At 44.4% G+C, this 14,891-nt stretch carries 8 protein-coding genes; all 8 read right to left on the bottom strand.

The window, feature by feature from the left end; all coding sequences use genetic code 11:
- Positions 1-5,342 (bottom strand): MBG domain-containing protein (locus tag IM797_RS18945; RefSeq protein ID WP_304622291.1); only part of this gene is annotated, 5,342 nt, incomplete at its 3' end.
- 306 nt (positions 5,343-5,648) lie between these two features.
- Positions 5,649-6,605: a serine protease gene (locus IM797_RS18940; protein ID WP_194128737.1), complete on the bottom strand. Its 957-nt coding sequence runs from the start codon at positions 6,603-6,605 to the stop codon at positions 5,649-5,651.
- A 21-nt stretch (positions 6,606-6,626) separates the two neighbouring features.
- Positions 6,627-7,943: a DNA mismatch repair protein gene (locus IM797_RS18935; RefSeq protein ID WP_194128736.1), complete on the bottom strand. Its 1,317-nt coding sequence runs from the start codon at positions 7,941-7,943 to the stop codon at positions 6,627-6,629.
- Positions 7,944-7,955: 12 nt separating this feature from the next.
- The gene (locus tag IM797_RS18930) at positions 7,956-9,272 is read right to left on the bottom strand and encodes a DNA mismatch repair protein (RefSeq protein ID WP_194128735.1); all 1,317 of its coding nucleotides are present in this window, start codon (positions 9,270-9,272) and stop codon (positions 7,956-7,958) included.
- Between the two features lie 5 nt (positions 9,273-9,277).
- Positions 9,278-11,620, bottom strand: a complete 2,343-nt coding sequence (locus tag IM797_RS18925; protein WP_194128734.1) for a Gldg family protein — start codon at positions 11,618-11,620, stop codon at positions 9,278-9,280.
- A gap of 12 nt (positions 11,621-11,632) precedes the next feature.
- Positions 11,633-12,562 carry an ABC transporter ATP-binding protein gene (locus IM797_RS18920; RefSeq protein ID WP_228098951.1) on the bottom strand — a complete coding sequence of 310 codons (930 nt, stop codon included), beginning with the start codon at positions 12,560-12,562 and terminating at the stop codon, positions 11,633-11,635.
- A 23-nt stretch (positions 12,563-12,585) separates the two neighbouring features.
- Complete coding sequence (locus IM797_RS18915) at positions 12,586-13,353, bottom strand: DUF4397 domain-containing protein (protein WP_194128733.1); 768 nt, start codon at positions 13,351-13,353, stop codon at positions 12,586-12,588.
- Positions 13,354-13,379: 26 nt separating this feature from the next.
- The gene (locus IM797_RS18910; RefSeq protein WP_194128732.1) at positions 13,380-14,885 is read right to left on the bottom strand and encodes a RagB/SusD family nutrient uptake outer membrane protein; all 1,506 of its coding nucleotides are present in this window, start codon (positions 14,883-14,885) and stop codon (positions 13,380-13,382) included.
- Between the last annotated feature and the right edge of the window lie 6 nt (positions 14,886-14,891).

The following is a 14,891-nucleotide window of genomic DNA, read 5'->3' as shown; positions in this document are numbered from 1 at the left end:
CCATTTTCCAGACCTGTGATCGTTCCTGCAAAGTCAGTACCGGTCAACACCTGGCCGTAAACTTTTGAGCGGTCAGTACTGGCAATCGTCAAGGCTTTAGCCGTTACGGTTAATACACCATTTGGATTGCTAACCGTATAGTTTCCTAGTTTATTACCCGGATCAACAATGCTCGCTACAATCGGGTAATTCCCTACTGCTGCTGTAGCTGCTGCACCTGTACTTGTCCTATTTACGCTAATGTTATCGCCATTTTCCAAACCAGTGATCGTTCCGACAAAGTCGGTACCGGTCAACACCTGTCCGTAAACTTTTGAGCGGTCAGTAATGGCAATCGTCAAGGCTTTAGCCGTTACGGTTAATGCACCATTTGGATTAACCAAAGTATAGTTTCCTATTTTATTACCTGGATCAACAACTGTCGCCACAATTGGGTAATTCCCTACTGCTGCTGTAGCCGCTGCACCTGTACTTGTTCTATTTACGCTAATGTTATCACCGTTTTCCAGACCTGTGATCGTACCGGAAAAGTCGGTACCGGTCAACACCTGTCCGTAAACTTTTGAGCGGTCGGTACTGGCAATCGTCAAGGCTTTAGCCGTTACGCTTAAGGTACCATTTGGATTGGTTACGGTATAGTTTCCTAATTTGTTACCTGGATCAACAACTGTCGCCACAATCGGGTAATTCCCTACTGCTGCTGTAGCTGCTGCACCTGTACTTGTTCTATTTACGCTAATGTTATCACCGTTTTCCAGACCTGTGATCGTACCGGAAAAGTCGGTACCGGTCAACACCTGTCCGTAAACTTTTGAACGACCGATATTATTAATGGTCAATTGTTTCGCATTTACCGAAAGCGTAGTCGTGGCAACAGTCTGCGCATAATTGCCGCTGGCCGCCTGCGTTGCAGTAATGGTGGTCGTTCCAGTCTTAATTACAGTAATTGTATTTCCGTTTACCGATGCTACTGCAGGATCGCTGCTGGTATAACTAAACGCCCCTGGGCTATTGCTAACCGGTGCAGTGATGTTAAAACTCGCATCCCCATAAACCTTGCTGATTGCGGCAAAACTACTGATAGAAGCAGGCTCCACGATGGTCACATTTTTCACAAGGCTGCAACCGTTCGCATCTGTTACCGTAACGGTATAATTTCCACTACCCAGACCTGTAGCTGTGGCAGCTGTTCCGCCAGTAGGCGACCAGACATAACTGTAAGCCCCGGTTCCGCCAGTTGCAGTCACCGTTGCCGAACCATTGCTCCCCAGCGCTGTGGTCACATTCGTCTGTGAAGTTGAAGCTGTAATTGCAGACGGTTCTGTAATCGTAAAACTCTGTGTCGTCTGACAAAGGTTGGCATCGGTAACCGTCACTACATACGTTCCCGCGCTTAAGCCTGTCGCAGTAGCAGCCGTTCCGCCACGGGGTGCCCAAACGTAACTGTAAGCTCCCGTTCCGCCAGAAACAACAACACCTGCCGTTCCGGTTGCGCTGCCATAACAAGCGATATTGGTCTGTGATGGGGTAACTACAAAAGCCGCCGGCTCATTGATCGTAAAGTTCTTAACGATCGAACATCCGTTGGCAGAAGTAATGGTCACGCTGTAGTTACCGGCAGTCAGGTTGGAAGCCGTAGCCGCATTTCCACCTGATGGCGCCCAGACATAAGTAAACGGTCCAGGGGCACCTGAAGGAACCACGGTTACCGATCCGGTATTGCTGCCGTTACATAAAACATCTGTTTTGGAAGTTGCAGCGACTAAAGTATTGGTCGTGCTGATCGTAAAATTCTTGCTGAGGGTACAACCATTGGCATCCGTGATCAACACACTATGGGCGCCAGGAGCTAAACCCGTCGCTATTTGGGTAGTTTGGCCCGATGGGCTCCACAGATAGGTATAAGATGCAGCTCCGCCTGCCACGCTAACCGAAGCCTGCCCGCCTGTTGTACAAGTCGCATTGATCTGACTCGTGGTCGCGCTTAAGACTGCAGGCTGGCCTATGGTAAAATTCTGGGTAAAAGTACAACCATTTGCATCGGTAACCAGACAATTGTAATTACCGGCATTAAGGCCCGAAGCTGTTGCAGCTGTGCCACCCGATGGTGACCATAAATAAGTATATCCCGGAGTTCCACCGCTAACATTAACGGTGGCTGAGCCCGTGGCGCTGCCATTACAAAGTACATCTGTTTTGGAAGAGGTCACCGATAAAGCTGCAGGCTGACCAATGGTCACACTAACCGTATAGGAACAGGTATTCACGTCTGTTATCGTAACGGTATAGTTTCCAGCAGCAAGCCCGCTCGCCGTAGCTTGCGTACCTCCGGTAGGAGACCATGCATAGCTATAAGGCGCTGTGGCACCCGAAGCCACTACAGTAGCGCTGCCATTTGTACCGCCACTACAGCTTACATCCGTTTTGCTCATCGTAGCCGAAAAAGCAGCAGGCGTAGCAATAGTGACATTTTTTACCAGTGTACAACCCTTTGAATCGGTAATGGTACAGGTATAATTCCCCGCAGGGCGACCGCTGATGGATGCTGAGGTGCCACCCAGGGGTGCCCACAAATAACTATAAGTAGGTGTACCACCGCTAACATTAACTGTGGCTGTACCATTAGATCCCCCAAAACAACTCACCCCGGTTGAGGCCGTGGTGGCCGATAATATAGCCGCCGGCTGGGTAATGGTAAAACTTTGTGTAGTCTGGCAAAGGTTGGCATCTTTAACGGTCACAGTATAAGTTCCCGCAGCCAGGCCGCTGGCTGTAGCCTGGGTACCACCCGAAGGGGACCAGCTATAGGTATAAGCCCCGGTTCCGCCAGTTACGTTTACCGTGGCACTGCCATTGGCTTCGTTGCGGCAATTGATGTTTGTCTGCGCACCTGCCGTAGCCACCAAAGCTGCAGGTTCCGTAATGGTAAAAGTTCTGGTAGTCTGGCAAAGGTTGGCGTCTTTAATGGCCACCGTATAAGTTCCTGCGGTCAGCCCCGTAGCTGAGGCCTGAGTGCCACCACTAGGCGACCATAAATAACTATACGCACCAGTTCCACCGCTCACATTAACCGATGCAGCTCCCGTAGCCGAGCCATTACATAAAATATCTGTTTGTGAGGTCGTCACTGTAAATGCTGCAGGTTGACTGATGGTAAAACTCTGCGTAGTCTGGCACAGGTTAGCATCCTTTACAGTTACCGTATAGGTACCCATTGCTAAACCAGAAATTGTCGCTGTACCGTCTCCGGTAGGTGTACCGTTCCAGTCGTAAGTATATGGCGCGGTTCCCCCGGTCACCAATACAGTAGCCGTTCCGTTAGATCCGCCGTTACAGCTTACATTGTTTATCGCACCTTGCGAGGCTACCAATGAGGCTGGTTGACCGATGGTAAAGTTCTTGGTCACAGCACATCCTTTAGCATCTGTAACTGTACATGATATGGGACCTGCAACTAAATTAGTTGCTGTTTGACCAGTATATCCGTTGGTCCATAAATAGGTGTAACCACCATTGCCACCAGAAGGTGAAACAGTGGCACTGCCATTACTACCGCCATGGCAACTTACATCTGTAAAAGACATGACGGCCACCAATACCGAAGGTTGCGTAACTGCTATTCCTGTTATTGTTTTTGAACATAAATTGGCATCGGTGATGGTACAAGTATAAGTTCCTGCCGAAAGACCTGTGGCTGTTTGTGTGGTCTGGCTCCCTGCTGCTGCACTCCATTGATAGGTAAAAGGAGCCTGGCCTCCGCTATTGACAGTCACTGTAGCAGTACCGTTACTACCGCCACTACAATTCACCGGAGTTGTACTATAACCTGTTACAAAAGCCGCAGGCTGATCAATGGTTGCACTTGCTGTTGTCGTACAACCTTTAAGATCAGTTACAGTTACATTATAGGTGCCTGCTAATATCCCGCTAATCGATGGAGTAGTAGCACCATTGCTCCATAGGTAAGTATAGCCTGGCGTGCCACCGCTAGCGCTCACTGTAGCAGATCCGTTATTGCCACCGGGACAGGAAACATTATTTGATGCACTGATTGTAGCAGCTAAGGCAGAAGTGGGTTCCGTGATTACAACGGTAACTGTACCCTGGCAAGTAAGGTTATCAGTAATGGTACAAGTATAGGTACCTGCAGTCAAACCATTTGCCACAGAACCCGTGCCGCCCCTTGGGCTCCAGGCATAAGAAAATGGCCCAATACCGCTAGTTACTGTAATCGCAGCCGCTCCATTACTACCACCATAGCAACTCACCTGAGTTACCGCAGCTGTTCCCGTCACAACATTTGTTGTAAGCGTTGCTGAATTAGAAGTGGCATTACCAGTAGCACCAGTAACAACGCATCTATATGTATAACCACTCATACTGGCAACAACAGGTGAAACAGTTAAAGTTGTGCCAGTAATGCCAGAATAAGGCGCACCGGCTTGTATATCATTAAAACCTGCACCTGTATTTACCTGCCATTGATAGCTGGTTGCCTGCTGGGCTGTAACGGTAAAAGTAGTTGCACCATTTGCACAAACTGTGCGGTTTGCCGGATTTCCTGTAATGGTGGGTGCAGCTCCATAGTAAGTAAAACCAGTAGGTAAAGTTGTTGTTGAGGTTGTTGGTGCTGAACTCAATGTCCAATTTGCCTGGTTCATTACTGCCGAACGTATATTTGCAACACTTCCTGCCGGTACTCCGGTTCCATTAAAAGCCCCCTGAGTATAAATGTTATTACCTGAAACGCCAGGCCAGAACGCATTAGTCCCTCCGGTTAAACCTGGAGGCAGCGCTGAGAAATTTGGTCCCATGCCACAACCTCCCACATCCCAGCCTGCAGTAGTAGTATAAGGAGATAAAGTACAATAAGACCAGTGAATTCCAGCAATCTTTGTACCCGAAGCGGGATTTATCCCGCCGCCTTGATAGGCTATGATTTGATCTCCCACGTTCGACAAACTAAGGGCAGTACCTGAAGAACCAAGGCCAATAACGGTCCCTTTAGATGCCGTAAGCCCTGTAATGGTTATTTCAGTGCCAATGGGAAGTGCAGTAGCGGATGTCCAGGATATCGAAGTTTCACTAGCATTATTCTCTGCTTGCCAGCCGCTTCCAAAATATCCTTTATCCGTAAAATTGATCACTGTTCCTGCAGAAATATTGGCCAACAATACAAATGAGAATTTATCTGACCCAATTGCCGGGGAAGAATCGAAGCCGGTAAAAATAATGTCTCCCGCCGATAATGTAGTTTGTGCCTTAGTAAAATTTGGCAGCACCGATGCTGCTACACATAAAAGTAGACATAGAAAAAATTTTTTAAAATAAAATTTTCGCATAAAATATGGTTTTAGTTTGTGGTGGAAAAGGGAATTACCCGATTAGCTTAATGCTTCAGAAAGATAACCTAAACGAGAAAAAGTTGTAGAATTTTAAATGAAGTGTAGGTACACGGAATTGGCTACAGGGCCCATTTTTCGTGTTTTTTTTAAGAACGGTCATAGTTTGAGGAGAATTTAGATTACTAAAGCTAAACATCCCGTTCTGATAATCCAAATTAATAAGGTACAAATTACAAATTTTAACCTAAATAAAACTTAATTCCGGTGCTATCCAATCTTTCTACCTGTCACGATTTTGTCTGCTCACCTGCTTCTCAAAAGATCAGTTAAGGCTTTTAAAGGAGCAGTATCTTTTACCATCATCTGTATATATCCAAAGTCCATGCCTTTGCTGTCTTTCTCGCTGTAGGCTATAGGTGTCGTGGAAACAACAATGCCAACAAGGTTTCCATATTTATCCAAAATTGGTCCGCCACTTGCCCCGCTAGCATAATCAGCCGTTATTTCCATCCTGATAGGAGGTTTTCCGTTCTTATCATACTGATCTCCTAAATTCAGCACATTTAGCCCGACGTTGCGAGATACTATGCCCTTGGTAAAACTATAAAAATGACCCAATGGATGAGCAATACAGTAAACCGATGCACCAACATTGGTAGTTTTGCCTAGCGGAATGGGAATGAGTTTACTGTGGTTGAGATTAACCTTGAAAATTGCCAGATCATTGTTTTGCGAGAAAGCCAGTACCTGGTCAATTAAATAAACTTTTTTATCTGGTGTAATAACAAAATAGATACTATCTGTCTTCCCCTCATCTGAATTTGGTCTTATCAGACTTTTTAGCACATGATAATTGCTTACACAAACACCGTCTTCGGCAATTGCGAATGCGGTCCCGATCAGATCAAAATTCACCTCTCCTGACACATTGGAATCTGATTTAGTTAATTTTCCAACAATAAACACACCGGATCGTCTTTTAGCGAAGATTTCTTCGTCATTTAATATTTTTTTATTGGCTTTGATAGTACGTACGCAGCCGGCAGCAATATGATCGTCAATTAAAAGCGCTGCATCAGCTATTACTTCCTGCAAAGTTTTTTGAACGGGTAATGCCTTCAAAGGCTCAAGCCATTTGCCAAGTTCCCTGTAATATTCGTCATACTGAACATATATCTCATTGGATGTTGAACTTTGCCCTCTTACTGATGTGGAAGAGAAAAATGCACATACACACATCACTAAAAAGTAGTTATTCATATTCTTAATTTTATATGTTTCCTAGTCACCAATCAACTCCAGAATCCCCTCGTTTCTGATGATCATCATCCCCTGCCGGTCTTCTGTTATGCCTTCGTTCATCTGATAAGTATATCGTGGCCTTGAGCCCTCCATAACTGTTGGCATATAAGCAAATTTAATATTGTCCCGACTTTTTAAGGCTGCTCCAACCTCAATAATGTGTGTGGAAACAATAAAAAGACAATCCTTATATTCAGAAAAACCCTCAGTTACAGCCAATGTTCCATCATAAGCATCTTTCACGTTTGTTCCTTTGAACAATTCATCGAACATTAATAAAAGTCGTTTTCCACTACTTGCTTCCACTGCTGCCTGTTTTACCCTAACTACCTCTGCATAAAAATGACTGTAACCGAGATTAATATTGTCCGCTACATTTATAGAAGAATAAAGGCCTTCCCTGACAGAAAAATTCATACTTTCTGCAGCGACCGGAAAACCGATATGCGCCAAATAAATACCTATCCCTACAGATTTCATGAAGGTGGACTTGCCAGCCATATTTGCACCAGTTAAGAAAAGAACATTGCTGTCTTCATCAAGAACTAAAGAATTGCCTACAGCTTTTTCTACACAAGGATGCCGAAGATCTTTAGCCGAAAAGATGTTCTCCTCCGGACGAAAGGCCCTGGCAAAAGTAAAACCTTTCCTGCAGGCTACAGCACTAACATGGATGTTTACATCCAGCTCATAAATAAAGTCCATCACATCCTCTATCTCCGTGTACAGCTTACTTTTTAACAGGTGGTTAAAATACACCAGTTCTGTTAATGACAGGGATTTATAAATATCTATTTTTCTCAATTTTTCTATACGCGAATCAGACAAGACCTTCATAATGCCAGCTATACGTTTTCTATAAATATCTGGGGCAGCTGGCATATTTTGCAGAAAAATATAGCACCTGTTCATCACGGCAATAACAGCTTGCAGGCCCTGGATATTTTTCTTGTAACGCTCATCACGGGCCAGGTTCGATAATAATTTTTTAAACAGGGTACTCACAAACACCATCGACAGGTTACTTCCTGCACCGGAGTCCATATATTCCCGCATCAAACTGATTTGCTGTGCGTCAACAGGAAAAGTCAGTTGCTTTTCCTGAAAAAAGTAAAAAACATCAGTACGCTCATTGATCTCCCGTACATCATTCATAGGCGACCGGAACATCTTGTCGAGTAATTGCTCGCCTCCCCTTGTCTTCACCTGGTTGAACAGATTATAAACCGATCCACTACGAAATTTACCCAGGAGGTTTAGCTCATCCAATGTTTGCTTATCTATACCAAAATTCATAACAATTCTTTTTTAATCAACAACAACTTTCTGTTTCTTTACACCGTTCTTTAAGATCTCAAGTATGCCCTCATTTTTAATGATGATCATGCCGTGCCGGTCGTCGGTTACTCCAGGTTCCAGCGTATACGTGTACTCCGGTACCCTGCCCTTCATCAATGTAGGAAGATAAAGGAAGCCAATATTGCTTCTCTGCTTAAGTTCATCTGCAGCTTCTACAATATGAGAGGAAATAATAAACATACTGGTCATTTTCTTCGCAAAACCGAGCGAAACAGCCACAGTAGCTTCGTGGGCATCCTTTACATTGGTGCCTCTAAAAAGCTCATCAAAAATGACAAACAGGGACTTTCCCTGCCCCAACTCCGAAGCCACCTTCCGCACCCGCAACACCTCCATATAAAAATGACTGGCACCAATCCCCAGTTTATCTGGCAAATTGATTGTCGTATAAATACCGTCCACCACAGAAAAAGTCATCGATTTGGCGGCAACCGGGAACCCCATATGTGCCAGATACAAAGCAGTGCTAACGGATCTTAAAAAGGTCGACTTACCCGCCATATTCGCCCCGGTGAGGAAGATGACATTTTTATCCCGGTCAATCGAAACGTTATTGCCTACCGGTTTTTTTAATTCTGGGTGATAAACACCTTCCAACGCTAACCTGCAGGTATTTTTCTCCACTGCAACCGGAAATATAAAACCACGCTTAACGGCCACCTTTGCTACAGATAAATACACATCCAGGTTGTAAATATATTTCAGCAAGGTCTTGATCTTGTCATATTCCCGTACCCTAAAAAGGATATCGTAGGCCGTAATCGCAGAATAAGGTAATTTTTTCTGAGGTTTTTCCTTCAGCGCAGGCTCAAAAGCAACATGGTTCAAGAGTAGCTGAATACGTTGACGCTCCGTATCAAAATAACTGATATCGGTTACCTCTTTCTGTTCAATAAAAGTCTTTGCCGTCCACAGGATTTCTATAATGGCAGATACCCCATTGCTCATTTCCTTTTCACTGAGTGCAGCCGTATGATGACCAGCATCTTTATGCTGCTCATTGGCATTCATCAGGTATTTCTCCGCCATATCAAATGAACTGGCGGAGAAAGGAAAACTGATGTTCATCCTGGCAAAATATTCAATCATGTGACTGCGCAGATTGATGGCTTCCCAGTCTGACAAAGGGTTACGGAACATTTCTTTAAGTAATTCTTCTCCCCCCCTTGTACTTGCCGAATTATACAGATCATAAATTCCGCCTGTATTCCGATTGCCAAAAATCCCCAGGTCTTCTATAGTTTGTTCGTCGGTGTGTAAAAACATATCCTCTATTTTCTCTTACGTCTGATTAATAATAACACGCCAATCAACAGCACTACACCTGGTAACACCCATACATACACAACTTTCAACACATCTGCTCCCGCAGAGGTAATGTTTAATTTCACATCCCTGGCTGGCGTATCGGGAATATAAACCGGATACTTGTTGTCGTTCATCCAGCTGTAAAAAGCATTAGCAAACAAGTCGGAGCCCAGGCGAAGGTTGTTTTTGAAATCGGCATCGGCGCAAACAATAATGCGTTGTTGTTTCTGGTTTATTTGTCTGGTGAGCTGAATGGCTGTAGTAAATGAGGAGTCCCTGATATCTCCTTGTGCCGGATTGAATACCGGGGGTACAGAATCGACAATCAGTACTCCAGTCTTAAGCCAGGTATTCTTATCTTTAGTTTTCATCAAAGGCGTAATGGCAAAAGCACCATTGGTTACATATTCAATTGCCCCTGTACCAGGCATACTGATTTGAAGCGTATCATCCGTATCTTTTTCCTGTCTTTTTTTCAGCAGGCCCAGGAGGTTTCTTTCCTCGGCAAGCTGCAAAGAAGGATCGGTACCATAAGATATGACTTTATCCGGTGTTTCATTTTTGCTTACCTGTACCAATATACCTTGCCTCAACTGAACACCCAATAACTTCAATACCGGGTTAATTACAGTCTGCTTGTTCGGTTCACCAAAAACCATCAGGTTTCCTCCACGGTCAATATATTGCTGAATTTTAGCCAGACAAACTGTACTCAGATCGGTTTTAGGATCTGCAATCACCAGGGCTGCTGCATCAGCCGGCATGTTCTGCCAATCCAGTGAAATCGTATCAACATCAAAACCCATGTTAATTAAAGAGGTACGGTTAAGTTTTTCTAAAGATTGCATGGAATATTCCCGCTCGCCAGTTTTATAGATATTCCGTTCCAGGTTACCGGTTAAAAAATAAATCTTAGGTGCGCTGCCTTCTTCCAGCCGTTTGAAGGCGCCAGCTACCTGCGACTGGTCTGGCCAGAATTCCGAATCATTAAATGTCCGCAGGTGGATGGTTTTTCCTTTGTATTTCACACCCATAAAAAGGGATAAGTTCTCGGCATAAGGGTCGATTTGTTTGCGTATTTCTTTGGGGCCAATAAATTTGGACGCGTCAACCTGGTACATTTTGGCTACAATCCCGGCAATCTCTTTTTCTGTTTTATGAGGATAAGTCTTATAAATACTGTTAGCATCGAGCCTGCCGTCATTGTCATAGTAATAAACGTATTTGAACTTAATATCTGGCTTAAAACGCAGGTATCTGTCCCAAAGTGTAGATAGATAAGGATTACGACTCTCTGGCAAGCCCGGCCCCAGCCGAAGTCCCAGCAGGTTGGCATACAGGGTAACCTCAATAGGTTCTTTTCCCATTTTTTTTAGGATTTCCTGCGTACGTGCATGTACAGTGTTCACTTTACAATCAGTAGTGTCCCAATAACCCACAAGGGAAGGACGGGAAGTGATGTAACCGAGCAACACGGAAACCAATAATACACCAACATACCTGGAGGCTTTAACAGACCAGGGCCTGGATTCTCTTTCGCCTTTCAGTTTAAACAGTGTAAAGCTCAGGAACATAAAGATCACGATCAGAAAGTAAATGACATCCTTCGTCGTGATCAGTCCCCCGATCATTTTTTCCGTACGACCAGAAATAGACAGGAAATAAGTCAGGTCACGTACAAAATCATATTTCTGCCACAGTGTACCTATTCGGCTCAGCACAAAGAAAAGCACAAAACTTCCAATTCCGGATATGATCTGGTAGGTTGTAAGGCCCGACATAAATAAACCAATGGCAGAAAAAGCACAAATCAGTAAATAAAAACCCAGCTCTGCCGACAGCAGCAATCCAATATCAATAGACTTGATATTAAACACACCCGACACAATGAATATTCCGACTACCCCAACCAGCACCAGGTTATAGATCATTACAGCCAGGTATTTCCCAAGCACAATCTCCCGCAGTTTAACCGGAGAAGAATAAAGCAGTTTAATGGTACCGTTGTTCACCTCACGGCCAAGAAGCCCCATAGTTAACAGCGGAACAAACAAATACAGGTTTTGGTAAACATTTTTAAACAAACCATCAGGGTTTAAATAGATGGTTGAGGTAAGTGAACCTCCAAAATCTTTCCATTTTGGATTGTTGAGCAGCAGCTGGTCCTGAAATACAGTGAGCGGATATAAGGAAGAGGTATAGAAATAGGCACATTGTATTAGAAACACAACAGCCAGAAACCACGCTACAGGTGAATAAAAAAGGTTAAGAAGCTCGTTTTTAGCAATTTTAAATATAATCTTCATGGGTTGTAATGGTTAAGAATGAGCGGATGGTGAGGACAGTTGTTTAAAAACATCATCAAGAAGACCTTTCTCCAGGCTGACTTCCCGCAGTTGCCATTGTTGTTGTACACCTGCGTTGATCATTCTTTCTGTGATTTCCTCGTCACCGTCAAAATAAACGCGGATCTGTTTATCGGTCAGAAAATCGACTTTGGTCACCCCTTGTATCTTTAGCAGTTCTGCAAGCTGGGGAGGGTTCTCCATACGCATCAACAAACTGTGTGGCTGGATGTAATTGTCAAAAGCATCCATGGAGTCAGAAAACACAACCCGACCACCCTCAATCATAACGATCTCCTTGCAAAGCAAGTGGATCTCTGATAAAATATGGGAAGACAATAACACCGCGTGGTCAAGGGCAATTTCCTTGATCAGCTTTCTGACCTCAATGAGCTGGTTCGGATCCAGCCCATTGGTTGGCTCATCCATTACTACCAGTTTAGGTTTATGGATGATGGCCTGCGCTATTCCGACACGCTGACGGTAACCACCGGATAAATTGTGGATCAGCCGGCTACCGAAATGGGATATTGCGCAACGCTCCTTCACTTCTTCCACTGCAGCCTTGATTTTGGAGCCTTCCATAAAACGAAGTTCCGCGCAATAGGTGAGATATTCATCTATGGTCAAGTCAGTATATAATGGTGGATTCTGAGGTAAAAAGCCAATTTCTCTTTTGGCCAGTTCAGGTTGGGTCCTGATGTCAAATCCATTCACATGCACCTCCCCCTCCGTTTGGTTGAGCACACCACAAATAATATTCATGGTGGTTGATTTACCGGCCCCATTGGAGCCTAATAAACCAATAATACCATTCTGGGCAATTTCCATATTAATATCACTAATCGCCCAGCTACTGGTATATTTGTGAGAGAGTTGCTGAATTCTTAAAATGCTGTTCATTATGCTTAAGTTAGGTTAGGATTTTAAATTTTTACCGCTTCATCAATGATCATCACGCGTTTGCCTGTCTGATCGACCGTGCTGCCAAGCAGGACAATTGTATAGTTCCGGTTTCGCCTGATATTCGGCGAACCTACAGATCCGTCATTATTGATTCCGTCTACTAGACAGCTACCCAGTAAGGTACCACTAGCTTTATCCCGAAACTCAAAAGTGTAGCTCCTGATAGCCGAATTGGCATTGTAATTTTTAAATGCCGAAACACCTTTATAAGGCAAGCCTATCTCCTCTGATCCAAAGGCCTTTCCGACAAGGTTTACAGTTATCGGGGCACTGCCTTTCGCCAAATTGATAAACCTCAGCCCCATGGTCGAATCGGCAGGTAAATGATATGGCAACTGGTCGTTAGTCATTAAATAATCGGCATCCTGTGTCGTTCCTGAAAGGAAAAGCGTATAAACTGCATTTCGTTCCAGGTTAAATCTGAGCCGGAGCACGGGCTTGCTATTTGCGTTAGTATCCGTTGCCGAATACAAGCCCAGGTCCTGTTGCCCGGTATAACTGTTAAAGAAAAGAAAGTTGCCATAACGCATTGCTGCTGTATTGGCATAATACTGACCGTTTGATTTATCCCCGTTAAAATTGGTAAACAGGTAGTCAGTGCCCGACAATCCATTTACGATCGTAAAGGATGAAGTACCTTCTGGTTTAAAGCTCAGCTCCTTTTTACAGGCACATACAGCCAGAGAGAGGAGCAAAGCTCCAAAAATTATAAAGTGTATTCTCCGCATGTCTTTGTATTTTTATGATGAATGATTTAGTAACCCGCGTTCTGTGTTAAAAAATGGTCTGCTATGATTTCTGGTCTTGGAATTGGATAAAGCAACTGGTTATCTCCCAGCCATGGCTGCTTTGCAGGAATAACCGATAGTACAGCACTTGCCTGTCCGGTTCTTTTGAGGTCAAACCAACGGTGCCCCCACTCTGCGAAAAACTCAACCTGGCGCTCCCTGGCTATGGCTTTTCTGATCTGCAGTTGCTCCAGATCTGGATCAAGATCTGGCAGGCCTGCCCGGCTACGTATTACATTCAAATCAGTTATCGCAGTACTGAGCCCTCCGGGAGCACCATTTAATGCCGACTCAGCACGGATAAGATAGGCCTCTGCCAAACGAAGTACCATATAATATTGCGGAGCCGGCTGCCCTAAACTGGCATTCTGTGTCCCCAGTATATACTTGTGCGGAAAGTAGGTGAACGCACCTGGTTTAGAGGAGTCAATCACATAATCCGTACTGTCTAACCAGGCAGTCCAGCGCCGGTCATTTGGTTCAAAAGCGGATAGCAGCTGACTCGTTAAACCATATTGAACATAACCATGATGGTTTAAGTCACCAGCAGAAAAAATCAGTCCTTCAGGAGTTGCATTCTTAAGCTGTGCATCTTCCTCGGTTTGTTTCAACTGCCATACTGCTTCCCTGCTGCCGGTAGAAAAAACCTGGCTCAAATCTGCCTCCAGGCGATATGCAACATGGTTATTAATAATAGAACTTGCTTCTGCATGGGCGTTGTTATAATCACCGGTATATAGGTAAACACGGGCAAGCAGCAGCGTAGCCGCCCATTTATTTGGGATAACCCTTTCCCCTTTGCCCTGCGAGTCGTCTGCCGCCAATACAGCCTGCGCAGCTTTAAGGTCTGTTACAATTTGTCTATAAACCTGATCCCTTGGCATTCTTGGCAGATTCGCTGTTTTATTAAAATCCACCGTAAGGGCCATAGGCACGTCGCCAAAGAAATTGGTTAAATAGAAATAACAAAAAGCCCTTATAAACCTGGCTTCAGCAGTCAGTTCTTTTCTCACATGATCATGTAAGGAGGCAGATTTAGATGCCTCAATACCCTCTATTACTGAATTTGCTTTATAAATAATACTGTAGGCCGAAGACCATATCGTAGGTGAAATTGTCGCGGTCAGCACCGTTAGTTTGTTGGTGCGATACACATCACTACTGATATTACTTACATAACTGGAAGAAAAGAGTTCATCAGCAGAAACAGCGGCCAATCTGGTGGTCAGCCCCGCGCTAAATACATTTTGATTTGCTATTGAAGCCAGTCCGCCATCAAACCCGTTGATCATCGAGGAATAGACGCCATACATAGCCGAAGTTGCGGTGGCATCTGTGCTGAAAATTTCGGAGGTGGTCAGGGTGTTGATCGGCTCACCTATCTCAATTAATTTCTTGCATGCCATATCCATTCCACAACTAAGCAAGCAGAACAAGCAAATTGCTTTTGTTTTTAAACCTTGTAATTTCATTGCTGG

Source organism: Pedobacter sp. MC2016-24 (genome assembly GCF_015223055.1).
In the GTDB taxonomy this organism is placed as follows: Bacteria; Bacteroidota; Bacteroidia; order Sphingobacteriales; family Sphingobacteriaceae; genus Pedobacter.
Note: the sequence above shows the minus strand (reverse complement) of the source record. Positions and strands in the feature narration are given on the sequence as shown.

Coding starts and splice junctions, on each gene's coding strand:
- IM797_RS18925 (WP_194128734.1), bottom strand. CDS start 11,620: ATGAAGATTATATTTAAAATTGCTAAAAACGAGCTTCTTAACCTTTTT.
- IM797_RS18935 (WP_194128736.1), bottom strand. CDS start 7,943: ATGAATTTTGGTATAGATAAGCAAACATTGGATGAGCTAAACCTCCTG.
- IM797_RS18910 (WP_194128732.1), bottom strand. CDS start 14,885: ATGAAATTACAAGGTTTAAAAACAAAAGCAATTTGCTTGTTCTGCTTG.
- IM797_RS18915 (WP_194128733.1), bottom strand. CDS start 13,353: ATGCGGAGAATACACTTTATAATTTTTGGAGCTTTGCTCCTCTCTCTG.
- IM797_RS18920 (WP_228098951.1), bottom strand. CDS start 12,562: ATGAACAGCATTTTAAGAATTCAGCAACTCTCTCACAAATATACCAGT.
- IM797_RS18930 (WP_194128735.1), bottom strand. CDS start 9,272: ATGTTTTTACACACCGACGAACAAACTATAGAAGACCTGGGGATTTTT.
- IM797_RS18940 (WP_194128737.1), bottom strand. CDS start 6,605: ATGAATAACTACTTTTTAGTGATGTGTGTATGTGCATTTTTCTCTTCC.